The organism is Mesorhizobium sp. M0830, assembly GCF_040319965.1.
Classification (GTDB): domain Bacteria; phylum Pseudomonadota; class Alphaproteobacteria; order Rhizobiales; family Rhizobiaceae; genus Mesorhizobium.
Window position 1 is genome coordinate 59,111 of record NZ_JAMYOR010000002.1, and the last position, 25,957, is coordinate 85,067.

The 25,957-nt window shown below is 62.1% G+C and carries 29 protein-coding genes, 1 tRNA gene and 1 pseudogene; 12 read left to right on the top strand and 19 right to left on the bottom strand.

Translation table 11 applies throughout. The features are described 5' to 3' along the window. Positions 1 to 10 precede the first annotated feature (10 nt). Together NKI20_RS01665 and NKI20_RS01670 are read left to right on the top strand one after the other, a co-directional pair. Positions 11 to 313 (top strand): hypothetical protein, encoded by a 303-nt coding sequence (locus NKI20_RS01665; protein WP_352827750.1) that lies wholly within the window; start codon positions 11 to 13, stop codon positions 311 to 313. Positions 314 to 512: 199 nt separating this feature from the next. Next, the gene (locus tag NKI20_RS01670; RefSeq protein ID WP_502898025.1) at positions 513 to 758 is read left to right on the top strand and encodes a hypothetical protein; all 246 of its coding nucleotides are present in this window, start codon (positions 513 to 515) and stop codon (positions 756 to 758) included. A 327-nt stretch (positions 759 to 1,085) separates the two neighbouring features. On the opposite strand, the gene NKI20_RS01675 is transcribed toward NKI20_RS01670, so the two are convergent. Next, complete coding sequence (locus NKI20_RS01675) at positions 1,086 to 1,580, bottom strand: iron-sulfur cluster assembly scaffold protein (RefSeq protein ID WP_352827753.1); 495 nt, start codon at positions 1,578 to 1,580, stop codon at positions 1,086 to 1,088. A gap of 239 nt (positions 1,581 to 1,819) precedes the next feature. Between NKI20_RS01675 and folE the strand changes: the two genes are divergently transcribed. From folE to NKI20_RS01690, 3 genes are all read left to right on the top strand, one after another. Beyond that, positions 1,820 to 2,455: a GTP cyclohydrolase I FolE gene (gene folE / locus NKI20_RS01680; RefSeq protein WP_352607207.1), complete on the top strand. Its 636-nt coding sequence runs from the start codon at positions 1,820 to 1,822 to the stop codon at positions 2,453 to 2,455. A 36-nt stretch (positions 2,456 to 2,491) separates the two neighbouring features. Next, the gene (hisI, locus tag NKI20_RS01685; protein WP_352726827.1) at positions 2,492 to 2,953 is read left to right on the top strand and encodes a phosphoribosyl-AMP cyclohydrolase; all 462 of its coding nucleotides are present in this window, start codon (positions 2,492 to 2,494) and stop codon (positions 2,951 to 2,953) included. An 84-nt stretch (positions 2,954 to 3,037) separates the two neighbouring features. Further along, a complete protein-coding gene (locus NKI20_RS01690; RefSeq protein WP_023757566.1) occupies positions 3,038 to 4,003 on the top strand; it encodes a patatin family protein in 966 nt (321 codons plus the stop codon). Between the two features lie 6 nt (positions 4,004 to 4,009). Here the strand turns inward: NKI20_RS01690 and recJ are convergent, their stop codons facing one another. The 8 genes from recJ to NKI20_RS01730 all read right to left on the bottom strand — a co-directional run bounded on the left by recJ (position 4,010) and on the right by NKI20_RS01730 (position 11,268). Beyond that, positions 4,010 to 5,794: a single-stranded-DNA-specific exonuclease RecJ gene (gene recJ, locus NKI20_RS01695; protein WP_352827757.1), complete on the bottom strand. Its 1,785-nt coding sequence runs from the start codon at positions 5,792 to 5,794 to the stop codon at positions 4,010 to 4,012. 196 nt (positions 5,795 to 5,990) lie between these two features. Further along, the gene (locus NKI20_RS01700) at positions 5,991 to 6,200 is read right to left on the bottom strand and encodes a DUF6434 domain-containing protein (RefSeq protein WP_352827759.1); all 210 of its coding nucleotides are present in this window, start codon (positions 6,198 to 6,200) and stop codon (positions 5,991 to 5,993) included. 73 nt (positions 6,201 to 6,273) lie between these two features. Next, positions 6,274 to 7,257: a class II fructose-bisphosphatase gene (gene glpX, locus NKI20_RS01705; protein WP_352827761.1), complete on the bottom strand. Its 984-nt coding sequence runs from the start codon at positions 7,255 to 7,257 to the stop codon at positions 6,274 to 6,276. Between the two features lie 206 nt (positions 7,258 to 7,463). Beyond that, positions 7,464 to 7,631, bottom strand: coding sequence for a Thivi_2564 family membrane protein (locus tag NKI20_RS01710; protein WP_023757570.1), 168 nt, complete (start codon positions 7,629 to 7,631; stop codon positions 7,464 to 7,466). Between the two features lie 70 nt (positions 7,632 to 7,701). Next, positions 7,702 to 8,052: a hypothetical protein gene (locus NKI20_RS01715; RefSeq protein WP_023757571.1), complete on the bottom strand. Its 351-nt coding sequence runs from the start codon at positions 8,050 to 8,052 to the stop codon at positions 7,702 to 7,704. Between the two features lie 101 nt (positions 8,053 to 8,153). Beyond that, a complete protein-coding gene (locus NKI20_RS01720; protein WP_352726819.1) occupies positions 8,154 to 9,467 on the bottom strand; it encodes a homoserine dehydrogenase in 1,314 nt (437 codons plus the stop codon). Positions 9,468 to 9,516: 49 nt separating this feature from the next. Further along, positions 9,517 to 10,734 (bottom strand): LL-diaminopimelate aminotransferase, encoded by a 1,218-nt coding sequence (locus NKI20_RS01725; RefSeq protein WP_352827764.1) that lies wholly within the window; start codon positions 10,732 to 10,734, stop codon positions 9,517 to 9,519. A 45-nt stretch (positions 10,735 to 10,779) separates the two neighbouring features. Continuing rightward, complete coding sequence (locus NKI20_RS01730) at positions 10,780 to 11,268, bottom strand: hypothetical protein (RefSeq protein WP_352827767.1); 489 nt, start codon at positions 11,266 to 11,268, stop codon at positions 10,780 to 10,782. Between the two features lie 2 nt (positions 11,269 to 11,270). On the opposite strand from NKI20_RS01730, the gene NKI20_RS01735 reads away from it, so the two are divergent. The 3 genes from NKI20_RS01735 (at position 11,271) to NKI20_RS01745 (ending at position 14,818) form a co-directional block, all read left to right on the top strand. After that, the gene (locus NKI20_RS01735; RefSeq protein WP_023757575.1) at positions 11,271 to 13,106 is read left to right on the top strand and encodes a PHA/PHB synthase family protein; all 1,836 of its coding nucleotides are present in this window, start codon (positions 11,271 to 11,273) and stop codon (positions 13,104 to 13,106) included. 215 nt (positions 13,107 to 13,321) lie between these two features. Beyond that, complete coding sequence (locus tag NKI20_RS01740) at positions 13,322 to 14,566, top strand: D-Ala-D-Ala carboxypeptidase family metallohydrolase (RefSeq protein WP_352827769.1); 1,245 nt, start codon at positions 13,322 to 13,324, stop codon at positions 14,564 to 14,566. A gap of 177 nt (positions 14,567 to 14,743) precedes the next feature. After that, a tRNA-Glu gene (locus tag NKI20_RS01745) sits at positions 14,744 to 14,818 on the top strand. Positions 14,819 to 14,992: 174 nt separating this feature from the next. Here NKI20_RS01745 and NKI20_RS01750 read toward each other — a convergent pair. From NKI20_RS01750 to NKI20_RS01760, 3 genes are read right to left on the bottom strand one after another with little or no spacing between them, the layout of a single operon-like run. Beyond that, the gene (locus tag NKI20_RS01750) at positions 14,993 to 15,397 is read right to left on the bottom strand and encodes a TadE/TadG family type IV pilus assembly protein (RefSeq protein WP_352827772.1); all 405 of its coding nucleotides are present in this window, start codon (positions 15,395 to 15,397) and stop codon (positions 14,993 to 14,995) included. After that, positions 15,387 to 15,827 (bottom strand): TadE/TadG family type IV pilus assembly protein, encoded by a 441-nt coding sequence (locus NKI20_RS01755; RefSeq protein WP_023757578.1) that lies wholly within the window; start codon positions 15,825 to 15,827, stop codon positions 15,387 to 15,389. Before NKI20_RS01755 ends, NKI20_RS01750 begins: the two co-directional genes overlap by 11 nt. Positions 15,828 to 15,831: 4 nt before the next feature. Then, complete coding sequence (locus tag NKI20_RS01760) at positions 15,832 to 17,070, bottom strand: pilus assembly protein TadG-related protein (protein WP_352827775.1); 1,239 nt, start codon at positions 17,068 to 17,070, stop codon at positions 15,832 to 15,834. A 337-nt stretch (positions 17,071 to 17,407) separates the two neighbouring features. Here NKI20_RS01760 and NKI20_RS01765 point away from each other — a divergent pair, with 337 nt between their 5' ends. Next, on the top strand, positions 17,408 to 17,770 hold the full coding sequence (locus NKI20_RS01765) for a hypothetical protein (RefSeq protein ID WP_352827778.1): 363 nt from the start codon (positions 17,408 to 17,410) through the stop codon (positions 17,768 to 17,770). A gap of 72 nt (positions 17,771 to 17,842) precedes the next feature. Here NKI20_RS01765 and NKI20_RS01770 read toward each other — a convergent pair whose 3' ends face one another. Then, entirely contained in the window at positions 17,843 to 18,106 is a 264-nt protein-coding gene (locus tag NKI20_RS01770) for a DUF6074 family protein (protein ID WP_352827780.1), read from the bottom strand. A gap of 138 nt (positions 18,107 to 18,244) precedes the next feature. After that, a complete protein-coding gene (locus NKI20_RS01775; protein ID WP_023757582.1) occupies positions 18,245 to 18,541 on the bottom strand; it encodes a DUF982 domain-containing protein in 297 nt (98 codons plus the stop codon). A 283-nt stretch (positions 18,542 to 18,824) separates the two neighbouring features. On the opposite strand from NKI20_RS01775, the gene map reads away from it, so the two are divergent. Further along, positions 18,825 to 19,652 carry a type I methionyl aminopeptidase gene (map, locus tag NKI20_RS01780; RefSeq protein ID WP_352827784.1) on the top strand — a complete coding sequence of 276 codons (828 nt, stop codon included), beginning with the start codon at positions 18,825 to 18,827 and terminating at the stop codon, positions 19,650 to 19,652. On the opposite strand, the pseudogene NKI20_RS01785 reads toward map, so the two are convergent. The 4 genes and pseudogenes from NKI20_RS01785 to NKI20_RS01800 all read right to left on the bottom strand — a co-directional run. Then, positions 19,649 to 19,919 (bottom strand): annotated as a pseudogene (locus tag NKI20_RS01785) (hypothetical protein); the annotation flags it as partial. The gene map and the pseudogene NKI20_RS01785 sit on opposite strands and share 4 nt — an antisense overlap. A gap of 665 nt (positions 19,920 to 20,584) precedes the next feature. Next, the gene (locus NKI20_RS01790) at positions 20,585 to 21,256 is read right to left on the bottom strand and encodes an ABC transporter ATP-binding protein (RefSeq protein ID WP_352607028.1); all 672 of its coding nucleotides are present in this window, start codon (positions 21,254 to 21,256) and stop codon (positions 20,585 to 20,587) included. Then, positions 21,253 to 22,494 (bottom strand): ABC transporter permease, encoded by a 1,242-nt coding sequence (locus NKI20_RS01795; RefSeq protein WP_352827786.1) that lies wholly within the window; start codon positions 22,492 to 22,494, stop codon positions 21,253 to 21,255. Before NKI20_RS01795 ends, NKI20_RS01790 begins: the two co-directional genes overlap by 4 nt. A gap of 7 nt (positions 22,495 to 22,501) precedes the next feature. Beyond that, on the bottom strand, positions 22,502 to 23,479 hold the full coding sequence (locus NKI20_RS01800) for an efflux RND transporter periplasmic adaptor subunit (protein ID WP_502898026.1): 978 nt from the start codon (positions 23,477 to 23,479) through the stop codon (positions 22,502 to 22,504). Between the two features lie 162 nt (positions 23,480 to 23,641). Here NKI20_RS01800 and NKI20_RS01805 point away from each other — a divergent pair, with 162 nt between their 5' ends. Next, entirely contained in the window at positions 23,642 to 24,331 is a 690-nt protein-coding gene (locus NKI20_RS01805) for a TetR/AcrR family transcriptional regulator (RefSeq protein ID WP_352827788.1), read from the top strand. A gap of 301 nt (positions 24,332 to 24,632) precedes the next feature. After that, positions 24,633 to 25,394 carry a RadC family protein gene (gene radC / locus NKI20_RS01810; RefSeq protein ID WP_352827790.1) on the top strand — a complete coding sequence of 254 codons (762 nt, stop codon included), beginning with the start codon at positions 24,633 to 24,635 and terminating at the stop codon, positions 25,392 to 25,394. A 92-nt stretch (positions 25,395 to 25,486) separates the two neighbouring features. On the opposite strand, the gene tnpA is transcribed toward radC, so the two are convergent. Continuing rightward, positions 25,487 to 25,921 carry an IS66-like element accessory protein TnpA gene (tnpA, locus tag NKI20_RS01815; RefSeq protein ID WP_352827792.1) on the bottom strand — a complete coding sequence of 145 codons (435 nt, stop codon included), beginning with the start codon at positions 25,919 to 25,921 and terminating at the stop codon, positions 25,487 to 25,489. Positions 25,922 to 25,957: the final 36 nt, after the last annotated feature.

Below are 25,957 nucleotides of genomic sequence, written 5' to 3' on the forward strand. Positions count from 1 at the left end.
GATCCGTCGGTTGGCGCAGTCTGTTCGGCGGCGCCGGTGGCACATCCGCCTGGCCGGTAGCATCGCGGTGCTGCGCGCCCGTCATTTGGAAACCTTGAAACCTGGCCGCTACCGGTTTGGTATCCGGGCCAACGAACTCTCCTTGGCGGCAACGGGGACGACCGGCCGCGTGACTTTCTCCGAGGTCTCAGGCTCCGAGACCTTCCTCTATTTCGATGCGCCTTTCGGGTCGGCGGTGATCCAAGTCGAGGGTGTGCACAGCGTAACTCTCGGTGACGACATTGCAGTCGCGATCAACCCCGATCGCTTCTAATGCTTCGCCGCCGACAGCGACGGCGTCCTGATGGCCGCGCCGGAGCCGTCCATGGGAGGGCAATCCTGATGGCCCGTCTACCTCGATGGCCTCGGCCACCGCTATGGCGCTGCCCCCTATGCACTTGAGAAGTCGGACATTCTGTCGAGGACGGCAAGACTACGCGTTGCTCGGTCCGTCCGGCTGTGGCAAGGCCACGATGCTGAACATCATGTCGGGATTGCTGTTCCCGTCGGACGGACGTGTCGTGCTTGGCGACCGGGATGTCACGCGCGTCAGGACGGCTGACCGTAACATCGCGCAGGTGTTCCAGTTCCCAGTGATCTACCCATCGAAAACTGTGTTCGGAAACCTGGCCTTTCCACTTGAAACGCCACCTTGGTTTGCTTGGCATGACGCCAAAAGAATATCGCTAAGTGAAGCCTGCCTTCCGACTTTCCGATAGTGGCGCCAAACTACGCCGCGACACGGAGGCTAGCGGTCTCGGCCGCAAGGCTGGACCTGTTGAGAAGGCGCCCGCGAAGCGGAAGGCGAAGGCTTAACGCCCCTCCACATGACGGAGCGTCAAGACTCAGATACCGCTTGGCGAAGCGGGCGGCGATGATTCAACAGCCCGCAGTTGTCTTTTTCATCTGGATAAGGGCGGCGCCCTTCGCGTCGACTGTCGCCTGACCAGCCGCCGAGGACTGTGCGCTGCCAGTCTGCTGGCCGGGGGCACAATCTTTTACCGTATTCGGTTTCGATGTGCCGCCCGTTATGGTGGGGTCAAGCTTCATTCCGCCGGCCGCACCATAATTCGTTCCTCGTCGGTTATCGGCCCTGAGGCCGCTTCTTCGGCGCGCTTCTTCTCGATCTGGCCGACGGCGTCGACGACGGCGTCGAAAGTCAGCATGGTCGAGGCATGCCGCGCCTTGTAGTCGCGCACCGGCTCCAAATATTTCAGATCCGCGAAGCGGCCGTCAGGCGGCGCGCCATTTTCCTTCAGCATCTTCAGCATGGCCTCACGCACCGCACGCAGTTCTTCGGCGTTCGCGCCGACGACATGCTGCGCCATGATCGAGGACGATGCCTGGCCGAGCGCGCAGGCCTTCACGTCATGTGCGAAATCCGTGACCACGCCGTCCTGCATCTTGAGGTCGACGATGACGGTCGAGCCGCACAGCTTGGAATGCGCCTTGGCGGTCGCGTCGGGATGTTCCAGGCGACCGATGCGGGCGATGTTTCCGGCAAAACCGAGAATTTTCGCATTATAGACGTCGTTTATCATTATTTTCCAATCCGTCGCCGCCAAGCGAACAGCGATTGCCGCTGCCGTGTCTTCCTTTCGCTCGTCATGACCTTATATAATGCTGGCAGTCCGGTATCGACAAGACAACGAAAGTCAGTGTCCTAGCCGGAAAGTTCACGCCACTTGCGGGGCTGGAAACGGGGCGAGTTTCCGACACCGAAAGGTCGTGGTCCGTTCAACTCGTTCCTCCGCCGAGAGGGACTACGGGAGACGCCTTTATGGATGCCGTTATTAAGAAACTCATGCCCCAGTCGGCCTATATGGAGAAGCCGGTTACCGACCGGCCGAGCGAAGCCGAAGTCGAGGCCGCCGTGCGCACGCTTTTGCGTTGGACCGGCGACAATCCGGACCGCGAAGGGCTGGTCGACACGCCAAAGCGGGTGGCCAAGGCCTTTCGCGAAATGTTCGGTGGCTACGACATGTGCCCGGCCGAGGAACTCGGCCGCACCTTCGAAGAGGTCGCCGGTTACGACGACCTGGTCATCGTCAAGGACATAACATTCCATTCGCATTGCGAGCACCACATGGTGCCGATCATCGGCAAAGCGCATGTCGGCTATCTGCCGGACGGCAAGGTCGTCGGCCTGTCCAAGATCGCACGCGTGGTCGATATCTTCGCCCATCGCCTGCAGACGCAGGAGGCCCTAACGGCCCAGATCGCCGGCGTCATCCAGGATGTGCTCAATCCGCGCGGCGTCGCCGTGATGATCGAGGCAGAGCACATGTGCATGGCTATGCGCGGCATCCGCAAGCAAGGTTCGACCACCCTGACCTCGACCTTCACTGGTGTCTTCAAGGACACGCCCGAGGAGCAGGTTCGTTTCGTCACCATGGTGCGCGGCGGCGGGGTCTAAATGGCCCTCGCCGGCCACCAAGAACAAGGACCGGCGATGTCGGCACTGGAATTTCCGAAAGCTCCGTCAGACAAGAAGGCGTTGGAGGAAGGCGCGGTGTTTTCACCGCGCTTCGACGCAGCCGGCCTGGTCACCGTCGTCGTCACCGATGCCGCAGACGGTATGCTGTTGATGGTGGCTCACATGAATGCGCAGGCGCTGGCACTGACGCTGGAGAGCGGCATCGCTCACTACTGGTCGCGCTCGCGCAATGGGCTGTGGAAAAAGGGCGAAACATCAGGCAATTTCCAGCAGGTTGTCGACGTGCTCACGGATTGTGACCAGGACGCCATATGGTTGCGCGTCAAAGTGTTGGGCCACGACGCAACTTGTCACACCGGCCGGCGTTCATGCTTTTATCGGACGGTGAGGCTTGTCGATGGCAAGGGGACGCTTGCCGACGACGGCAACAAGCCGCTGTTCGATGCGGAAAACACATATCGGAAACCACCAGTTTGAACCTTCTGCCTGACACCAGCGACACAAATTCATGATTTCGATACGGCCCGCCTGTATATTAGCCCCGGGACAAGGGAGATCTTGATGCTCGAGTGGGCGTCATTGCGTAACAGACCAGATGTCAGGGAGGCCAACGGCCTGTCCTCCTCCGGCGGCGCATCGGAAACAGCAAGTCAAACCGGCATTTCGCTCGCCTTGGGCGGTGGTTGCGCCCGCGGCTGGGCGCATATCGGCGTGCTGCGTGCGCTTGACGAAGCCGGCATCGAAGTCTCGATGATCGCCGGCACCTCGATTGGCGCGCTGGTCGGCGGTTGCTATCTCGCCGGCAAACTGGACGAGCTCGAAGAATTCGCCCGCAGCCTGACCAAGCGACGTATCTTCGGCCTGCTCGATCTCAACCTGCGCGGCAGCGGCCTTTTCGGTGGCATGAAGCTCGACGCCCGGCTGCGCGAGCACATGGCCGGCATTCGTTTCGAGGACCTGGCCAGGCCATTCGTCGCCGTCACATCCGAAATCCGCACGGGGCATGAAATCTGGCTTTCAAGTGGCTCGCTGATCACCGCCATGCGCGCCTCGTATGCGCTGCCCGGCGTGTTCGAGCCCGTGAATTGCAACGGCCGCGTGCTCGTCGATGGCGCGCTGGTCAACCCGGTTCCGGTTTCGGTCTGCCGCGCCTATGAGCAGCCACTCGTCGTGGCGGTCAACCTTCACTACGATCTGTTCGGTCGCGCCGCCGTCATCAAGCATAGTGCCGGCGAACTGGTCGTCGAAAAGGACGCGCCTAAGCCCGGCCAGGTCGACACCGAGCGCCAGTCGCACCAGACGCGGCTCGGCATCACCGGCGTCATGGTCGAGGCTTTCAACATCATCCAGGACCGGATTTCGCGCGCCAGGCTTGCCGGCGATCCGCCAGACATGTCACTGCAGCCGAAGCTCAGCCATATCGGCCTGACCGAATTCCATCGCGCCGACGAGGCGATCAGCCTCGGCTATCAGGCGACGATGGCGCAGATCGGCGAACTGACCCGGCTGCAAACGGTTCTCGCCTGATCGACGTCATGCCCGCGCCGCATCGGTGATGCGAAATTGCACAGTGCGGTTGCCGTTCCAGTAATTGCCCGACAACGAACCGGCGACGTGGATTGTCTTGCCGCGGTTCTTGAACAGGAATTCGCCGAGTGCGGTATCGACGGCGCGAAAGGCGATCGCCTGGATGCGGCCGCCGCTTTCCGATTGTAGCTCGACGCGGATGTGGTTGGTGCCGACCGGCCGCGCATCGGCCAGTCGGTGACGCGGCAGCACGAAGACGGGTGCCACATGCCCGGCACCGAAGGGTCCGGCCTTTTCCAGTGCGTCAAGAAGGCCGAGCGTCGCGCCTTCGGCGGCAAGCGCACCGTCGATCGCCAGGCTTTCCTCGCCCTGCAGGCGAAACACATCGGCCGCCGCCCGCTCTTCGAAAAACGCCCTGAGCTCGCCGAGCTTCGCCCGCTCCACGGTGATGCCCGCCGCCATGCCGTGGCCGCCGCCCTTGACGATCAGCCCGGCATCGGCCGCCTCGCGCACCAGCCGGCCGAGGTCGAAGCCCGACACCGAGCGGCCCGAGCCGGTGCCGGTGCCATTGGCGTTGAAGGCAATGGCGAAGGCAGGCCGCCGCGCATGATCCTTCAGCCGTGAAGCAAGCAGACCGACAATGCCAGGATGCCAGGTGTTGCTGGCGGTGACGACGATGGCAGGGCCATTGCCGCCGGCAAGCTCGGCATCGGCCTCGACACGTGCCGCCGCGAGCATCTCCTGCTCCATCAGCTGCCGTTCCTGGTTGAGCCGGTCGAGCGTCTCGGCAATACTGCGCGCCTCGACCGGGTCGTCGGTCGCAAGCAGGCGGCTGCCGAGCGCGGCATCGCCGATGCGTCCGCCGGCATTGATGCGCGGGCCGATCAGATAGGCCAGATGGAAGGTGCTGACCGGCTCGCCGATACGCGAGACCCGTGCGAGCGCAGCAAGCCCTTCGTTCTTCTGCTGGCGCGCCATCTGCAGTCCCTTGACCACGAAGGCGCGGTTGACGCCGGTCAGCGGTACCACGTCGCAGACGGTGGCAAGGGCGACGAGATCGAGCAGCGAAAGCAGGTCGGGCGGCGTGGCATCGGCCATCCGGCCACGCAGGATCCTGGCCGTCTGCACAAGGGCGAGGAAGACCACGCCGGCGGCACAGAGATGGCCCTGCCCGGAAAGGTCGTCGTCGCGATTGGGATTGACGACGGCAATTGCCGCCGGCAAGGCACCACCGACCTGGTGATGGTCGAGCACCACGACATCGGCCCCGGCCTCGTTGGCGGCATCGATGGAAACGGCACTGTTGGTGCCGCAATCGACGGTGACGATCAGTGTCGCGCCACGCGAGACCAATTCACGCATGGCGTCTGGATTGGGACCATAGCCCTCGAAAATGCGATCCGGAATGTAGATTTCCGAAGGCACCGAGAAATGCGCAAGGAACCTTTTCAGCAAGGCCGACGAAGCGGCGCCGTCGACATCATAGTCGCCGAAGATCGCCACCTTTTCCCTGGCCATCACTGCGGCGGCGATGCGGGCCGCCGCCCTGTCCATGTCGGTCAGCGATGCTGGATCCGGCAGAAGATCGCGGATCGTCGGGTCGAGAAACCGCTCGGTCTGCTCGGCGGTGACGCCGCGCCCGGCAAGCACCCGCGCGACGATGTCGGGCACCCCATACCCTTGCGCGATGGCAAGCGCGATCATGTCCTGGCGCTCGGTCAGCCGGTGTTCCCAGGAAACCCCTGATACCGACTGCCTGACATCGAGGAAGAGGCGCTTTTCGCCGGTCATACGTTTTGCCAACTCATGGTTGGCCGCACGATAATGCATGTCGCCCAAAAGTATGCAGCGGTTTTGGGACAACGAACAACAACCTAATGCGCGTCGCGTGAACGCGACGCGCATTGGGCCAAAGACAGGCAAGGCCAAGTGGTGCGCGGTGATGCGCCGTCCCGGGAGATTTCAAGAAAACTACGCTTTCCGCTTTTCAGCCTGGCGCCCGCAGCCATTCGTCGGCCGCATCGTCCATCGTCTTTTCCGCACCGTCCTTGAGCCAGGCCATGAAAGGCCGGTCGAACCTGAACGCATCGCCGCATTCCCGGATGAGAAAGCGGCGCACGTTCTGGGTACTGCGATAGGACTTCGTGATGGCGGTGGCGCGCGAAATCGGATCCGCGTGCCAGTCGAACGGGTTCATCGTCAAATCCTTGCAGCCGGCATCGGATGCGCCCAACTGGCTAACAATTGCAAGGTGGCTGCGCAAGCGGGCGTCAGAATTTGTCCAGGTCCTGATGGCGGGCCTTGATCTCGCGCACCGTCCGCGACGACGAGCGCAGCACGATCGTGTGGGTGGTGATATAGTTGCGGCCAAACTTGACGCCTGCCAGCATGTTGCCGTCGGTGACGCCGGTGGCCGCGAACAACACGTCGCCGCGCGCCATCTCTTCGGCTCGATAGACCCGCTTCGGATTGGAAATACCCATCTTTGCCGCGCGTGCGACCTTTTCCGGCGTGTCGAGGATCAGCCGGCCCTGCATCTGGCCACCGGTGCAACGCAGCGCGGCCGCGGCCAGCACGCCCTCGGGTGCGCCGCCAGTGCCGAGATAGATGTCGATGCCGGTTTCCTCGGGATCGGTGGTGTGGATGACGCCGGCGACATCGCCGTCGCCGATCAGCCGGATCGCAGCACCCGTGGCGCGCACGTCGTCGATCAGCTTGGCATGACGCGGCCGGTCGAGGATACAGGCAGTGATGTCCGGCACGGCGACGCCCTTGGCCCGGGCGAGATTGGCGATGTTTTCGGCCGGCGAGGCATCGAAATCGATGATCCCGTCGGCGTAGCCCGGACCGATAGCGATCTTTTCCATGTAGACGTCGGGCGCGAACAGCAGGCTACCCTTCTCAGCGATTGCGATAACGGCGAGCGCATTGGCCAGGTTCTTGGCGCAGATTGTCGTGCCTTCCAGCGGATCGAGCGCGATATCGACGGCCGGACCTTTCCCGGTGCCGACCTCCTCGCCGATATAGAGCATCGGCGCCTCATCCCGTTCGCCCTCGCCGATCACCACCGTGCCCTTGATGGCAAGCCGGTTGAGCTCCTGGCGCATGGCATCCACGGCGACCTGGTCAGCCGCCATTTCGTCGCCGCGCCCGCGTAGCTTGGCGGCGGCGACTGCTGCCCGTTCGGTGACGCGCACCAGCTCCATGGTGAGTATCCGGTCGAGACCGGCGACGATGTTCTGGGCCACATTCATCTGGTGATTTCCTCGTTGGCAATACAGCCTCCCGCCGGAGGTGGGCCTTTTTTGTCAAACGAGCATGACAACGGCAAGACCTGCCAATAGTTTTGTCCGAAAAGATAGCAATATCAATCGATTAAATTGCAATCTGAAACGACATCCGCCCGCTCGCTGCGGACCGCACCGGCCTTCAAAAGGTGAAAAATCGCGCCATTCTCTGCCTAGAACACCGCGAGATATTTGAGCAGCGAAATGATGCCGATGATGATGACGATGATCCGGACGATCTGCCGCGTCCTGCCATCCAATGGCAAGCGCTGGACAAGATAGAGAACCAGGATGATCACCAGAAAGGTGATCAGGATGCCGATCAAGGCAGATGAAGCCATGGTACCCTCCTCCAAAAGACGTGCTGAAACAGGGAAATAGGCCGGAAAAGCCGGCCTTGTCGCGCTGCGGTCAGTACCAGCGGCGCGACGTATCGTTCATCGACTGACCAATGGCGAACCCTGCCATAAAGCCGAGCAGACCGATCACGCCGACCACGGCCGTCGTCGTACCGGGATTTTCGCGCGCGACTTCCGAGACCGCATGGGCGTGTGTGCGCAGCTGCTGCGCGGTTCGCGACCTGCGGGTCGTGTCGTAGAACTCGGACGCCTGCTCGCTGGCGTCATTGAGCATTTCCGCGCCCCGTGCCGAAATGCTCTTGTTGATCTTGGTGATCTCCTTGCGCAGTTCGGCGATCTGCTTTTCCAGCGTCTTCTGGATGTCGTCAATATCAGGGGTGCCGGATTTGTTGGTGTCGGCCATGAAGCGGTTCCTTTGATTGCTGACCAAAAGAACGGCGCCGGCACGAATTCGTTCCGGTCGGCCGCGGCTGCTAGCCGTCGGACGCGGCTATCGGGCGGGAACTAGCCTGCCCGCTCGATGCGGATGACCTGCGGCTTGTCGGTCAGGTGGCCGTCCTTGGTGATGCCGTCGACGGCCTTGCGCACGGCGGCCTCTGTCGTCTCATGGGTGACGAGGATCACCGTCTTTTGCGCCGCCGCTTCACCGTTAACCGCGTGCTGAACGATCGATTCCAGCGAAATGTCGTTGTCGGCCATGCGCTTGGCTATTGCCGCGAACACGCCGATGCGATCATGCACGGTCAGCCGGATGAAGTAGCCGCCGGCATGGCTGCGCATCTGCGCCTTCTTGTAGGGCTTCAGCTCCTTCGCCGGCCGGCCGAACACGGGGCCATGCTGGAAGCCGGGCCGGCTCTTGGCGATGTCGGCGATGTCGCCGATGACGGCCGATGCGGTGGCATTGCCGCCGGCGCCGGGACCGGACAGCAGCAGCTCTCCAAGAATGTCGGTCTCGATCGCCACCGCGTTGGTGACGCCATGCACCTGTGCGATGACCGAGGCCGTCGGCACCATGGTCGGGTGCACGCGCTGCTCGATGCCGCTGTCAGTGCGCTGGGCGACGCCAAGCAGCTTGATCCGGTAGCCAAGATCGCCCGCCGCGCGGATGTCGGCCTGGGAGATGTTGGAAATGCCTTCCATGTAGATGTCGTTGGCGGCGATCCTTGTGCCAAAGGCAAGGCTGGTCAGGATCGACAACTTGTGCGCCGTGTCATGGCCCTCGATGTCGAAGGTCGGATCGGCCTCGGCATAGCCCAGCCGCTGTGCGTCCTTCAGGCAGGCGTCGAACGAGATGCCCTCGGCCTCCATGCGGGTCAGGATATAGTTGCAGGTGCCGTTGAGAATGCCGAAGACGCGGGTGACCGAATTGCCTGCCATCGCCTCGCGCATCGTCTTGATGACGGGGATGCCGCCCGCCACTGCCGCCTCGTAGTTGAGCAGCACGCCGCGCTTCTCGGCGATCTCGGCCAGCGCCACGCCATGCTTGGCGAGCAACGCCTTGTTGGCGGTGACGACATGGCGGCCGGCTTCGAGTGCCGCCTTCACCGACAAGCGCGCCGGCCCCTCGTCGCCGCCGATCAGTTCGACGAACACGTCGATTTCGGCGATCTGGGCCATCTCGACCGGATCGTCGAACCAAGTTGCCGCACTGATATCGACGCCGCGATCACGCTTCTGGTCGCGCGCCGAGACCGCGGTGACGATGATATCGCGCCCGCACTGCCGGGTCAGTTCCGCCGCTTTGTCGCGCAGCACGCGTGCCACCGATGCGCCGACGTTGCCGAGACCGGCTATTCCAACACGCAATGCTTCAGCCATGTCCGGCGACGTCCCTCAAGTCAGATCGAAATTGTCCGCAGCTGCAAGCTTACCGGTGAGCGGAAAGCGGCACGACGTTGTTGGGCTGCTTGGCGCTGGCCGCCAGGAAGCGCTTGATGTTGCGCGCGGCCTGCCGGATCCGGTGCTCGTTCTCGACCAGCGCGATGCGCACGTGATCGTCGCCATGTTCGCCGAAGCCGACACCTGGCGCCACCGCCACGTCGGCATGTTCGATGAGCAGCTTGGAGAATTCGAGCGAGCCGAGATGCCGGAACGGCTCCGGGATCGGCGCCCAGGCGAACATCGATGCCGCCGGTGCCGGAATGGGCCAGCCGGCGCGGCCGAAGGCATCGACCATCACGTCGCGGCGCTTGTGGTAGATGTCGCGAACTTCGGCGATGTCGGCGCCGTCGCCGTTGAGCGCGTGTGCTGCCGCCACCTGGATCGGCGTGAAGGCGCCGTAGTCGAGATACGACTTTACCCGGGTCAGCGCCGAGATCAGGCGCTCGTTGCCAACCGCAAAGCCCATGCGCCAGCCGGGCATGGAAAAGGTCTTCGACATTGAGGTGAATTCGACGCAGACGTCGATCGCGCCCGGCACCTGCAGCACCGAAGGCGGCGGATTGCCATCGAAATAGATCTCCGAATAGGCAAGGTCGGACAGGATGATGATATCGTTCTTCTTGGCGAAGGCGACCACGTCCTTGTAGAAATCAAGCGAGGCGACCAGCGCCGTCGGGTTCGACGGATAGTTGAGGATCAGCGCCAGCGGCTTCGGGATCGAATGCTTGACACCGCGCTCCAGCGCCGGGATGAAGCCGTCGTCCGGCTCTACCTGCAGCGAACGGATGACGCCGCCCGACATGATAAAGCCGAAGGCATGGATCGGATAGGTAGGGTTCGGGCACAGGATCACGTCGCCCGGCGCGGTGATCGCCTGCGCCATGTTGGCGAAGCCCTCCTTCGAGCCAAGCGTGGCCACCACTTGCGTGTCGGGGTTGAGCTTCACGCCGAAGCGGCGAGCGTAATAGTTGGCCTGGGCGCGGCGCAGGCCCGGAATGCCGCGCGACGAGGAATAGCGGTGTGTACGCGGATCGCGCACGACCTCACACAGCTTGTCGACAATGGCCTTGGGCGTCGGCAGGTCCGGATTGCCCATGCCGAGGTCGATGATGTCGGCGCCGCGCGAACGGGCGCTGGCCTTGAGCCGGTTGACCTGCTCGAAGACGTAAGGCGGAAGCCGGCGGACCTTGTGAAATTCTTCCATGGCAGTTCCAGACAGCAAAAGGGGTATTGGGCGCGCGCTATATACTTATTTGCAGGTAGGGTCGAGGGCGGCATCGCATTTGGCTTCGATCTGCTTCAGCGTTTCGTCGCCGTGCCTCTTGGCTAGCTCCGTCAGCGCCGCCTGATCGGCGACCTTCGGACTGCCGCCTTTTGCCGCCTGCGAATTCTCATCCGCCTTCAATTGCGCAAGCTTGGCGTTCTTCTCGGCTTCGGTGAACTGCGGCGCCGCCACCTGCGGCTTGATGTTCAGGTTCGGAAAGGTACCGGTATCCTTCGGTCCCGCGCTCACAGCAATCGGCGTCGGGCCGCTGGTGTTGGTGCTCGAGCACCCGGCCATCCCCATGAGGACAATCGCCGCACCGATGCGGCAAAAACGTCCGGCGTCGAAAAAAACAGTCTCGCCAATATTAATCGTCATATTGTTTCCTTGGCAGCCGATGTAGAGCGAGATTGGACCCGGTCGGATGTCCCATGTTAATATGTCAAGAAAAGGCCTCGGGAGGAACCCCGCCAACCATGTCCAAAACACCCGATTCGGGCAAAGCGGAAGATGACGAGCCTTCGACCGTCGAGCAATATCTGGTGAAGGACCCGGAACGCTTCGCCCTGAACGTGGCGCGCATGATCGAGCAGGCCGGCAAGGCCGCTTCCGCCTGGGCTGAGCCCCGCGAAAAAGGCGAGGTGCGCGATCACGTCGCCGAGCCGGTCGTCGACATGGTGAAGACCTTTTCCAAGCTCAGCGAATACTGGCTGTCCGATCCGCAGCGCGCGCTGGAAGCGCAGACGCGGTTGTTCTCCGGCTACATGACTGTCTGGGCCAACGCCATTCAGCGCACCAGCAACGCCGCGGAAGCCACCGAAGATGCCGTCAAGCCGGAGCGCGGCGACAAGCGCTTCCTCGACCCGGAATGGGGCCGCAACGCGTTCTTCGATTTTCTCAAACAGGCCTATCTCGTCACCTCGCGCTGGGCGGCCGACCTGGTCGAACACGCCGAAGGTCTGGACGAGCATACCCGCCACAAGGCCGGCTTCTACGTCAAGCAGGTGTCCAACGCCATCTCGCCGTCGAATTTCATCCTGACCAATCCGGAACTGTTTCGCGAAACCGTCGCCTCCAACGGCGAGAACCTGGTGCGCGGCATGAAGATGTTGGCCGAGGACATCGCCGCCGGCAAGGGCGACCTGAAGCTGCGCCAGGCCGACTACTCGCCTTTCGAGATCGGCAGGAACATCGCCACCACCCCAGGCAAGGTGGTTGGCCGCAGCGATGTCGCCGAGATCATCCAGTACGATCCGACAACCGAGACGGTGCTCAAGCGACCGCTGCTGATTTGCCCGCCATGGATCAACAAGTTTTATATCCTCGATCTGAACCCGCAGAAATCCTTCATCCGTTGGGCGATCGATCAGGGCCATACCGTTTTCGTGATCTCCTGGGTCAACCCGGACGAGCGCCACGGCACCAAGGGCTGGGAGGCTTACATCCGCGAGGGCCTGCAATACGGCCTCGACACCGTCGAAAAGGCCACCGGTGAACGCGACGTCAATGCGATCGGCTATTGCGTCGGCGGCACGCTCTTGGCGGCAGCACTGGCGCTGATGGCGCGCGAAGGCGACGACCGAATAAAGTCGGCGACGTTCTTCACCACGCAGGTCGATTTCACCCATGCCGGCGACCTGAAAGTCTTCGTCGATGAAGAGCAGGTCGCGGCGGTAGAAAAGTCGATGAGCGAAAAGGGCTATCTCGACGGCACCAAGATGGCGACTGCCTTCAACATGCTGCGGTCCGGCGACCTGATCTGGCCCTATGTCGTCAACAACTACATGCGTGGCAAGGATCCCCTGCCCTTCGATCTGCTCTACTGGAATGCCGATTCGACCCGCATGGGCGCGGCCAATCACTCCTTCTACCTTCGCAACTGCTATCTCGAGAACAACCTCTCGCGCGGCACGATGGAACTGGCGGGCCACACGGTTTCGCTCGGAGACGTCACCATTCCTGTGTACAACCTCGCCTCCAAGGAAGATCACATCGCGCCGGCGCTTTCGGTGTTTCTCGGCTCGAAATATTTCGGCGGCAAGGTCGAGTACGTCATGGCCGGATCAGGCCATATCGCAGGCGTCGTCAACCCGCCGGCATCCAACAAATACCAGTACTGGACCGGCGATACGCCGACGGGCGACTTCGGCCAATGGACAGCCAAGGCCACCGCTCATCCAGGTTCCTGGTGGCCGCACTGGCAAGACTGGATAGAGGCCAAGGACAACACCCGTGTGCCCGCTCGCAAACCCGGCAAGCATATGAAAACCTTAGGGGATGCTCCTGGCACCTATGTGAAGGTGCGTGTGTAACGGACTGTAATGTCTGGTGAGTTGACGCACCGGTAAAAGCGGGCGAAATGGTGTAGTCAACCATTGAGCAGCCGTAATTCGGCAATCACTGCAAAAATACTTCCAGGCTTGCGGATTTGATACAAGTCTCGTTTCCGGATCGGAGACAAAGGTCACCTTGACACGGCGTATCGCTGCCGCACCAGGGATATGCCGACCGGGCATCGAGGGGGAATTTGACTTTGAAATCAGCAGGATGGAGCCTCGCAAAGGGAGAACGCCACGCCATCGTGGCAGCGCTCTGCTCATTGCTTCTGGCCTCCTGCACCTCGGCTGGCGACCCGACGATGTCGGCTGGAATGCCCGGCTATAATGCCACGGCATCGGACATTAATAAGGCCTCTGGCGCCACGCCGACCGCCGTCGCCGATTCGTCCGAGGTCACGACCGAGCAGACGACCGTGATGACGGCCAGCGATACGACGCTTCCCGAGACGATCGCCTATGTCCCGATGGCCAAGCCCCAAGCCGCCTTTCCACTGACCACTCCGGCCGGCAGCGAAACGATTGTCGGACAAACGCCCCAGTCCTTGCAGCAGCAGGCACAGACAACGCAGCAGAGCGACGCGGTCGCCGAAAAGATCGCTGCCGCAGATGCCGGCGTGAATGCGCCGAAGCCGACAGCCGCTCCGGTCATGAACAATCCGGTCTATGTGACGGCTGGCGAGATGCCGCAGCCCGAAGCGCCGAAGAAAAGAGGCTTCTTGGCCTCGATGTTTGGCGCCACGCCTGCTTCGGCGACGCCGCTTATCAACACCCGGTCGGGCGAGCAGCCAGCGACGCAGGCCAAACCGGCGCCAACCGCGGCAAAGCCGATCATCATGCTCGCCTCGGCCAATTCCGCGGAAAAACCGGTGCAACTGGCTTCGACCGGCGGCGAGACTGGCCACATCACCGGTAGTGATGCCTTGCCCGGCGTGCGCCAGACAGCCCTGTTCGAAATCAAGCGCAAGTCCGGCCTCGACGACGAAAGCGACGTCGACCTCAACGAGGACGAGGGGCCAATCGGCGGCTCCTATCAGGTTGCGTCCGCCGCCGGCATGGCCCGGTTGGCGCCCAACGGGCTGCTCAAGCAGAACGAGAGCGTCGACGTGGCCTGCCTGAAGCCGTCGTTGGTCCGCGTGCTGAAGACGATCGAGGGCCACTACGGCCGCAAGATGATGGTGACCTCGGGCTATCGAGACCCGGCTCGCAACCGCCGCGCCAACGGCGCCAAGAATTCGCTGCACATGTATTGCGCCGCCGCCGACATCCAGGTCCCCGGCGTTTCGAAATGGGAACTGGCGAGCTACATCAGAACCATGCCCGGCCGTGGCGGCGTCGGCACCTACTGCCACACAGAATCCGTCCACGTCGACGTCGGCCCAGAGCGTGACTGGAACTGGCGTTGCCGCCGGCGCAGCGGCGGCGACGACGGCTAGCGGCGCGATTTCACGGGCCGGAAGTATGTTAGCAGCCACTGATCGCCAAGTCATGCTGGCACCCTGCCCAGCCCTGGCGAATGTGCCGTTTTTACAAGCCGGAAAAAAGTTGTCCAAGGTGGCGCCTGACGGGTTGCCGGTTGCGCGCAACGCCAGTATAAGCCGCTTCGTCTGAGCGCGCCCATCGTCTAGCGGTTAGGACACCGCCCTTTCACGGCGGTAACAGGGGTTCGATTCCCCTTGGGCGTACCAGAACTTTCCAAACGCAGCTTGCAAGGTGCCGGCCGGTTGACGCAACCGTGACAAAGGCGGCGTTGCGGCACAGCGTGCACTGAGAAGGGGCACCCGCCGATTAAGGCGCCCTCTTCACGGGTTGGTAGAAACACGGGACGGCGGTGCGACCGCCGCGTTCCCATACTGGGCAGCCTAACCGCCGACCAACGGCACGGTGACGGTTGTCGCGTAGTTGACCGGGAAGTTGCTGAAGTAAGGGAAGTCGATGACGAAGGCGTAGGTGGCGGTCAGATGCGCCATGCGGAAGCCACCACTCGCCGGGTCGATGACGATCGTGACATTCACATCCGTCAAACCCAACGCCTGCAGTTTCTGCGTGACGATCGATTGGATGTCGGCTTGGGTCAGCGTGTTCTGAAGCTGCAACGAGCGTGATGATGTTTCCAACACATAGCGAACGCTGGACACGGAGTGCATCGACCAGCCGAAGGCGAAGATCCCGAACAGCAGCATGACGAGGAAAGGCGCGATCAGCGCGAACTCCAACCCAGCCCCGCCCGACCGATCCTGACTGAACGCGTTCGTCTTAGCGGACACGGATCACCTCCAGATGGCCGATGGTGCTGGAACCGGAAAAGGCACCGAAGGCGACGGGCGGCAACCAGGTGGCCGTTGCCTGGATCTGAACATAGACCGATGGCGCCTTCGGCCCACTGCACATGGTGGAAGCGTCGACCACGGTCGTCCCGCACATGTAGATCCGGCTTAGCGTGACCTGACCGTCCTCCGGCCGATTCTCCCAACTCGAAATGGCAACGGCCTGCGTCGCCGTATCGTTGGTCGATCCTGCCATGATCAAGTTCGCCGCAGTCTTCACGCCAGCGCGCATCGACAGCGAACTCGTTACGTAGGACCAGCCGTCCAGAATACCAAGCAGCACGAGGCAAAGGATGGGCAGGACCAGCGCGAACTCGACCGCCGCAACGCCCGCATCATCTCCAAGGATCGGCGTCGATCGGCGTTCCACGTAGCTACTCGGCCAGTGCCACGGACTGCGCGGCTGGAATGTCGCGCATTCCGAGGCTCGAGCAATTCTGATTGACAGTCGCGCTGCCGGACCATTGAATCGTGTTGGCAACCACCTGGGTGCAGCCGCTGTTGCCCGAGAAATTGCCGAGGTAATTGACTTGTTGCTTGGGAAAATAGAGCGCGCCGGTCAAAAGCGAGTCCGCCGTGCCGTTGAAGGTGCTCTGCGCCGCGGTCCCCGTCCTGTCGCCATAGAACAGCACCCCGGAATAGGTGCCTGAGGTCGGCGCGCTCAGCGTCACCGTGGCGTTGCCGTTCATGCTGACGGTGTTGCTGCCTTGCATGAAGATGGTAACCCCGCTGCCCAAAATGACCGCACCCGCGTTGATCTTCAAATTGCCCTGCACGACATAGACGCCGGGAGAAAGCGTGATGGTGCCGTTGAGGTTCATGCCACCGCAATAGGTCCCGGGCTGGATTGTCTGCGTCGTCTTGTTGCCGTTAATATTCTTGCACGGGTTGCTGGCCGCCGGCGTTGGTAGGTCGGCAAATGGGTCGCTGGCGGGCAGCGCCTGGGTGATCGGCGCGGCGCAGACCGTGGTGACGGGATTGCTGAGAGAGACACCGCCCGCCGATATCAGGCAATCGACCTGGAGGGCCGCCGAGCCCTGAAGCTTGATGGCGTCCGGGGCGTTCGAATTGGACATGATGACGCAGTGTGTGACCTTAACGCTGGTATTGCCGGAAAACCCTACAGCCTGCGAGGCGGTCGGATCGAGCGCTTCCATGCAGGCCTTTGAGGCGTCGGTGATCAGGGCCACCGCCCTCGCCTGCTCGGGAACCTGGGCCTGGGTGAAGATTGAGGTGAACATCCGGTCGAGGTTCTGGCGGACTATGACCTCGACTGCTTTCTTCGTCGTATTCGGTCCCGACGTCGGCGGCGTGTTGACGACGATCGTGCCCGAGCCCAGCCCATTCGTGGCGGCCGACTGGGTCGCGGCCGCGACGATGGTCGGCTTGTCGGAACCCGAGATCTGTTCAAGCGCGCCGGCATAGGCGGCGGCATCGGCCGTCGCCTGCAATCTCAGGCTGTTGTAGTACCAATAGGAGGTCTCGACACCGAAGCCCGCGGCGCCGACAACAATGGGCAACGTCAGGGCAAAAATGGTGGCGACATTCGCGCTTGTTCCCCGGCGAATACCGTTCGCGATACGTCGAATCCCGGTGAAGCAAATGAAGGTCATAACCTAGATTAGAAAGCACGCATGTATGAACGAATGGCTAAAAAGTTCAGTTCATTTTTGATCAGCTATCTGTTGTCCTCAAAAAAATGGGTTCGTTGTCTGATCAGCGAGCATGCAAGGCAACAGACGTCTTAAAGGCCGTGCCCCGATGGATGAGTTCCGGGGATAGTTTACCGTTTGCTAACAGCACGATTGCAGAGCCGGAGGCAAGGATCGGCCGGCTCGCCTTCGCAATGGGACTTATGCGCGGCAAATCGGGGACCAAGGTCCGTCTGGCGGGTTCATCGACGACGTCGCATGATTCACCGAGCGGGACGGCCGACTCGAAGGATGGACCATGAAAAATCGAACCAATCTGCTCGCAGCGGTTGCGGCGCTCGCACTTCTCGACTCTCCGGCCTTCGCGGGTCCTGGCGGCAATGGTAATGGCGGCGGTCACGGCGGTGCAAACGGTAACGGCGGGAATTCAGCTGGAGCTGGTTCGCAGGGGCATGGAGCTGCAACATCAGCGGCGGCAAAAGATCCTTCCACCAGCGGTTTGACAAAGGCGCTCAGCGTCGTGGCGACCACGCCGGCATCGCCGCAGGCTACGCTCTCCCTGCAGGCAGCCCTGGACAAGCTCTTGGCCAAGAACGCAACCGAAGATCCGGCAGACACGACGGATGACTCATCGGACGAAACCACTGACTCTACGGAATAGATTGCTTTGGGGTAGTGGCGCTTTGACGTGACACTCCTTGTGGCCCGCGCCGGTTCGCCGGTGCGGCTTTTTTCAAGCGGAAAGAACTGGCATCGTCTCCGCGACTGTCCCAGCCGACATCTCTCTCTGTACGGCCAGGAAGAACCTGCGCACTTCGTCGCTGGCTGCTGTTCTGTCCCTGCCGGATCCGACAACGAGATCGAGCAACTCCGATGCCTTCGCTCTCCAGAAGGAGGTGGCGGTTTCGCCGTGCAGGTTGCAGAGCTTCGCAGCAACCTCTCTGACCAAGAACACCTGACGGTCGATCGGGAATGCACGAACTTTTTCTGGGGACATCTTCCGAACCATGAGACTGACGCAACGAATCAACCATTGCCAACAAGCAATGGCGTAGCCGGCAAGGTGGAAACGGAAGCTTAACGATGCGGACGTTGGTGCGCATTGCAATCGGACAAGGCGAAACGGTGGCAGCCCTCAGGCCTGGAGCGCCCTCGACCCACCGTCGCGCTTGCGCGGCGTCATCATGTCCCTGGCCATCAGCCCGCTCGCCCGGCAAAACGCCATGAACGCCCGGCACGCATCCTCGGTCTTGACCACGTCCACCGTGGCGCCAAAGCAGGCGTTGAAAGCTTTCTGATAAATCGGGCCCTGATGGCGCGCAGGCCAGTCTTGGAGAAAATCGAGCGCCTGTTCGACCCCGTAGATTTCCTCGACTGGCAGGCCGGGTGCGGGTGCGATGCGCACAGGCACCTCGAATTGCAATCTGTCCATCCCACATCTCCCGAACTGGCGTCACCGGGGGCGGCAATGCCGTTCGTCGTCAAAAAATTGCCTTGACCGGCTTTTGGCCCAGAAATGTGTCGTCACTTGGGATCGTCAGAAGGGAAAAGCAAGCCGCGCAAAAATCGGCTAGACATAGCCCCATGCAAGAGGAATATCCCGAAGCGCGGCCGCATTGGGCAGTTCTTCCTTGAACCTTCTGCCCTCAAGTGCCAAATCTGGGGAGATTTTCACATCGGCTCTCTTGCAGGGCCCTACCGCCTAAACGGACAAAATGGTCACCTATCTCGACGCAGCCGCTGCACCACTCAGAAACACCGGCCAGATCCGCCTCTATGGCGAGGAAGGCTTTGCCGGCATGCGCAAGGCTTGCGATCTCACCGCGCGCTGCCTCGACGAGCTGGTGCCGATGATCGAGCCCGGCGTCACTACCGAAACCATCGATCGCTTCGTCTTCGAATTCGGCATGGACCATGGCGCACTGCCGGCGACACTCAACTATCGCGGCTACACGAAATCGTCCTGCACCTCGATCAACCATGTCGTCTGCCATGGCATCCCCGACAACAAGCCGCTCAAGGATGGCGACATCGTCAACATCGACGTCACCTATATCCTGGACGGCTGGCATGGCGATTCCTCGCGCATGTATCCAGTCGGCACGATCAAGCGCGCCGCCGAGCGCCTGCTGGAAGTCACGCATGAATGCCTGATGCGTGGTATTGCGGCGATCAGGCCCGGCGCCCGCACCGGCGCCATCGGTGCTGCCATCCAGACCTATGCCGAGGGCGAGCGCTGCTCGGTGGTGCGCGACTTTTGCGGCCACGGCGTCGGCCAGCTTTTCCATGACGCGCCGAACATCCTGCACTACGGCAGCGCCAATGAGGGCGTCGAGATGCGGCCCGGCATGATCTTCACCGTCGAGCCGATGATCAATCTCGGCCGGCCGCACGTGAAGGTCCTGTCGGACGGCTGGACCGCGGTGACGCGCGACCGCTCGCTATCGGCGCAATACGAGCACACGATCGGCGTCACCGACACCGGTTGCGAGATTTTCACGCTGTCACCCAAAAAACTCGACCGTCCGGGCCTGCCAGCCTAGAGTTTTGTCGTGTAGGGCGGCGCTGGCACCTCAATCCCGGCCGTTTGCGTAGAGCACGGCGTCATACCCGACTGGCGTCTTATGACGATTGGACACCCGTAGCATTTCGGCAGGTCGATGGTGACGACCAGTCCGTTGAGTTGGCCTGCAATTCGATCCTGCCGCCGTGACCTCGATGATGTCGGCAACGATCGAGAGGCCCAGGCCGAAGCCATGCTTCGATGCAATGCCGCGCGACGCATCTTCCTTGAAGAATGGTTCGAAAACACAAAACGAACTGGCACGGAGCAATCGATCAATAATTGTCCTTTATGATTTGCCGTATCGGGATTCCAGCGCATCTGCAATTCGTTCGCAAAGCATTTCAGCGGTGACGGTCGTTAGGTGGAGGCGAATGCGGCTTCCCTGCGTATCGATTAGCGAAACAGCAACTCCGCTATCAGAATACTCGAGGTGGCGGAGAACGTAGGTGACCACGAAATCTGATGTTTCGCTGGATCTCTTGTCGAAGTCACCCACAGATTTTTCCTCCAATTCAGATTTTATCGATATTTTGCGGATTCCATGCAACCGAAACCAGGTGCAGTTCTTCGGATTGACTCTCGGCGTCGCCTGATTTCCGAATAAAGTACTTTGTCAGCTTACCATTTTCCGCAGCCTGTACCATCCATTTGCCATGACATATTTTACCTCCACGTTGTTCGACTTGGCACACCCTCCCTCTGCTCCGCTCGGCAAATGGATAATGAGGCCATCAAGCCGTGTACTTGACGCACACGAAGCGTTTCAGTTCTGCGAAAATAAATTCGCCATTCGCCTCAAGTGTGCCGGGTTTCTATTGATCCACAACAATAGACCCGAAGCAACGCATCGCCATTAGCAGCAGAAAGCCGGTGCTTGCAGGCAGGTTTCGCCTGAACATCGATCCACCCTCACTCGATCTTGCCATCGACAATATGCAGGCGGCGGTCCATCCGCTCTGCCATCTCGAGATTGTGCGTGACCGCGACCACTGTCTTGCCGCGATCGCGCACCAACTTTTCGAGAATTGTGAAGACCCGATCGGAACTCTTGGAATCCAGGCTTCCCGTCGGCTCGTCGGCGAGGATGAGCGGCGGGTCATTGGCGAGCGAGCGCGCCACCGCCACACGCTGGCGCTGGCCACCCGAGAGCTGGTCGGGCCGCTTGTCTAAATGCTCGGCAAGTCCCAACGAGCCAAGCAGGTTGCCGGCGCGCTCGCGCATCTCTTCCCGCTTCAATCTGGCGAGCTTGCGCATTGGGATCTCGACATTCTCACGCACCGTGAATTCGGGCAGCAGGAAGTGGAACTGAAACACAAAGCCGAGCATCTCAAGCCGCGTTCTTGCCCGCTCCTTTTCGTCCATGGGACCGGTGTCACGGCCACCGATCTTCAGAGTCCCACGGGTCGGCCGATCGAGCAGCCCGAGCAGATAGAGAAGCGACGACTTGCCGGAGCCGGATGGACCGGTGACGGCGATGAACTCCTTCTCCCCGATCTCAAGCGTGATGTCCTCGACGAGCGTAACGGGGACCGTTTCCGGCAGGATGCGCGTCAGCCCTTCGGACTCGACCAGCGTGGTCATGTCGCGCCTCTGATGATGTCGACCGGGTTTTGCATCGCCGCCCGACACGCCGGCAAATATCCGGCCACCGCCGCCGAACCGACCGCGAAGCCCGTGGCGATGACGTAATGCAGCACGCTCCAGGCGATCGGCAGATGCGTCATCTCCTGGCCGGTCGCAGCGATCTCGAAGCGAACCAGCGACAGCGCGTAGACCATCGCGAAGCCGAGCACCCAGCCGAGCGCCGAACCGCCGGCGCCGATCGCCACCCCTTCCAGCAGGAACAGCCGGCGCATGTCGGCCTCGGGGAAACCGAGCGATTTCATGATGGCGATGTCGCGCGCCTTCTCGTGGGTTATGGTGGAGATGATGTTGAAGATGCCGAAGCCGGCCACCAGCATGATCGCGCCGACCACGGTATACATGATGACGTTGCGGATGACGAAGGCTTCAAGGATGGATTCGTTGGCCTCTTGCCACGCCACGGCCTTGTAGCCGAGCTCGGCTTCAGCCCGCCTCGCCACCGCGGGCGCGCGGTTCGGATCATCGAGCTTGATCCGGATTTCGTTGATCGCGTTCGGCCGCACGGACACGATCTGCGCGTTCTTTAGAAGAACGTAGGCCTCGCTCTCGTCGCGCTGGGTCGTGCCGGTGTGGAACAGCCCGGCGATCTTGAAATTGCGCGCCTGGCCTTGCGAGGAAACCGCCGTGATCGTGTCGCCAAGCCCGGCGCCGAGCCGGTTCGCCATGGTGTCGCCGACGAGCACATTGTTGCCGCCGGCCGCAAGTGCGGCGAAGCTGCCTTGGACGAAATCCTCCACGATCGGCGATACGCCGGGCTCGCGCTCCGGCTCGACGCCGATGATGGTCGCGCCCACCTCTCGGCTGGAATAGCGGATCACGCCCTGTGTCTTGAGGCTCGGCGCGTAGCGTCCGGGAATCCAGCTCTCCAGCCAGGCGGTCGCCTCGGTCGGGTTGATGATGCCGCGGCGGTCGTCACGCGGCCTCAGCCCCGAGATCGCGACAGTGTCGAACATATCCTCGGCCGGCTGGCGTCGGGCTGTGCGTTGTTCGTCGGTGATGTCGACATGGGGCATCGTGTCGACGAGTTGGCGCACGAAGTCGTCCTGGCCGCCCTGCATGAGCGCTGCCATGGCGATCGAGAAGCCGACGCCGACCGCCACGCCGATCACCGCGACGAGCGTCTGCCGGCCGCGGCCGGCGATGTGCGTGACTGCGATGTCGAGGATCAGCGGCATTTCCACCTCACGATTCTCGGGCCGCGACGCGCGCGCCGTCGGCAAGGTCCGCTGGGTAGGGCGAAACGACCCGCTCCTGCTCGCCAATGCCGGACCACACCTCGACACCGTCGACGCCGCGGATGCCGGCGCGGATCTCGAGCCGCCGCGCCCTGTCGCGTTGGACCACGAATACGTCGTTCCCCTGGACCGCAGCCGAGGGAATCAACAGCACGTTCTTCGCTTCGCGGGTGACGATGTTGACGTCGGTCGACATGCCGATCCTCAGCGGCGTGTCGTCGGGCAGGTGCAGATAGACGCGATAGGTTTTCGTCGTCGGGTCGCCCTTGGGCGTGATGCTGTCAACCGCCGCCTCGAGATTCTGCCCGAGGAATGCATCGGCCCTGAGGAGCACTCGCTGGCCGACCTCGACGCGCGCAATATCCTCCTCGTTGACGTCCGCGACCACCCGCAGCGGACGCGGCTCGCCGACCCAGAACAGCACGGTGCCGAGCTCCGCGATCTCGCCCACCTCGCCGTCTTGCCTCAACACGACGCCGGGACTCGGCGCCCGCAATATGTAAGTCTCAAGCCGTGCCTTCTGCGCGGCAAGCTGCGCTTCTATCTGCGATAGTTCGCTACGCGCGCGATCGAGCGCCTGTTGGCTCGCTGCATTTTTTTGCGCGAGCACGGTTTGGCGTTGGACCTCCTGTTCGGCGAGCGCCCGCCGCGCCTCAAGTTCGCCAAGCACGGCCTTCGCTTCGCTGTCGTCAAGCTTGGCGAGCACATGGCCGCGCTCGACCCGCGATCCCTCGCAGTCGCACTGCTCTATGATCCTCTCGCGCACCACCGGCGCCACCTTGGCCCAGGTCTTGGGCTCGACTGCGCCGCTGGCATAGACGATCTCGGCGGCGTCGCCGCGCTTGGCGGTCACCACCGAGACAGGTATCGGCCTCAGAAAATGCCAGGCCGCGGCACCGCCTGCCGCCACCGCAACGATGGCCATACCCGCAATCCAGCGCCTCAACCGCATTGCAGTGCTCCCTTTTTGGCGAGACCTGTGGCGTCAGACCGACCGTCGGTCTATAGTACGGGAGAACGTCTTGGCGGCTGCCGCGTTCCGGTCCGTCGATCACGTTTTTCAGGAAAGCCGTCGCGGGAAACCTTATTGGCCAGAGCAAGAAAAGCGCCTGAAATACGCTCTGCCGAGCTTCTCGACTGCGCACAGCGCCTGTTCTTCGAGCGCGGTTATGACGATACGACGGTAGAAGACATCATCCGCGCGGCTGGCCTGTCGAAAGGTGCCTTCTACCACTACTTCGCCTCCAAGGAGGCGCTGCTGGAGGCGCTCGCGGCGCGGCTTGCCCGCGACAGCCTCGCCGAGTTGCAACCGATGCTCGACGATCCGTCGCTCGGACCAGTCGGCCGGCTCAACGCGCTTTTCGCAGGTTCGCAGCGGCTGAATGTCGAGCTCGCGCCGCAGCTCAGGACGACCTTTGCGGTCCTGTTTCGACCTGAGAACGTCGTGCTCTTCCACCGGGTCGATCTGGCTGCCAGGGAGCTTGCCCTACCGTTGATAGCTGATCTGCTGAAGAAGGGTAGCGAAGAGGACGCTTTTGACGTACCCGATCCCTTGGCGTTCGCCGACATGCTGCTGCAGATCAGGCTGATCTTTCGCGACGTGATGCATCGCGCGCTTCGTCAGGCCGACCAAGGAAACATCGAGGAGGCCGCGCGCCTGCTCGAAGAGCGCCTCAGGCTCTACGGTGTCGCGATCGACCGCCTGCTCAAGCTGCCCGACGGAACGATCAAAGCCGTGGAGCCCGGCTTTGCCCGCGCCTTCCTGCAGGCGGGCTAGCCATCTTGCTTCACCAAGGATTGCGGTTCCGCGCCACGCCTCCGCATGCTTGGCCAACATCCCTGCTTAAGTATAGCGAGGCAACGAGCCTTCGATCCCGTCACATGTCAGATGAACGTGGCCGCATGCGCTAAGCGATGTTAAGTCTTGTTGCGCAAATCGTGGTTTCATCTGGCCGCCATATTAGGAAGCCGGAGGCTGATAGGCAGCCGTCACGATCTGTCGGGATAGTCTCGCGATCGGAGAACAGAACTGTTTCGATCCGGGCCAGAACGGTTCTAATGTCAGCGCCGGGGGGCATATGGGCAACACAAGCGACGACGACGAGCGGAGTTTCTTCTCCGAAGCGCCGATGCGACCAGCGGCGAAAACCAAGCCGGCGATCGGCGAAAAGCCGCACTATCTCGGCCATCGCGACCGCCTGCGCGAGCGCTTTGCCTCGGCAGGTCCGGACGCCCTGCCCGACTACGAAGTTCTGGAACTTCTGCTCTTTCGCCTGATTCCTCGCGCCGACACCAAGCCGGCGGCCAAGGCGCTGCTGGCACGCTTCGGCACGCTGGCTGAAGTGCTTGGCGCACCGCTTGGCCTGCTTCAGGAGGTCAAGGGCATCGGCCCGGCTGTGGCGCTCGACCTGAAAATCGTCGCGGCGACCGCCCAGCGCATGGCGCGCGGCGAGGTCCACGGCCGCGAAATCCTCTCGTCGTGGACGCAGCTTCTCGACTATTGCCGATCAGTCATGGCGTTCGAGGCACGCGAGCAGTTCCGTATCCTGTTTCTCGACAAGAAGAACGCGCTGATCGCCGACGAGGTGCAGCAGACAGGCACCGTCGATCACACGCCTGTCTACCCGCGAGAGGTAATCAAGCGCGCGCTCGAACTCTCGGCGACCGCCATTATCCTGGTCCACAATCACCCATCAGGCGATCCCACACCATCACGAGCCGATATCGAGATGACGAAGGAGATCATCGACGCCGGCAAGCGGCTGGGGATCGCTGTGCATGACCACATCATCATCGGTCGCAAGGGCAACGCCTCGATGAAGGGCCTGCTGCTGATCTAAGTGGTGGGTTCCAAAAGGTGAGCGCTTGAGGCCCTTGCGGAAGTCGACCGGCTTCGTCGCCACCATGACCTTGACCGCACCCGTCGGCCCGATCACGACGTCGCCTTCAGCGCGCGGATCACTGCGGCCACCGTCTTGGTATCGGCGCCCCGGCCGACGCGCATCGTGATGCCGTCGATCTCAAGCTCGATCATGCCGGCGTCTCGAGTGGCTTGCCGTTTCCGCTGCTTCGGTGGATGCCTGGGTACAGGCTCCGCTGCCGCCACAACCGCCGGCACGAAGACAGGAGAATCTTGCTGCACCGAAGCGGCCTGTTTGCCCGCTTCGCGGCGCCAGGCGAAGACCTGCTGCGGCCTGAGGCCATACCGGCGGGCGACCTCGAAAATGACTGCATTCGGCTCCAGCGTCTCCGCGATGATCCGCGCCTTGTCATACACCGACCGATGACGCCGACCGCCGGCACCGTTGATCACCTCGAAACGCCGAGGCTGCCGATCCGGGTCAAGCGTAAGATCAAGTCCAGACACAAGCCGATCTCCGATCCTCAATGCAGAACCGGCAAC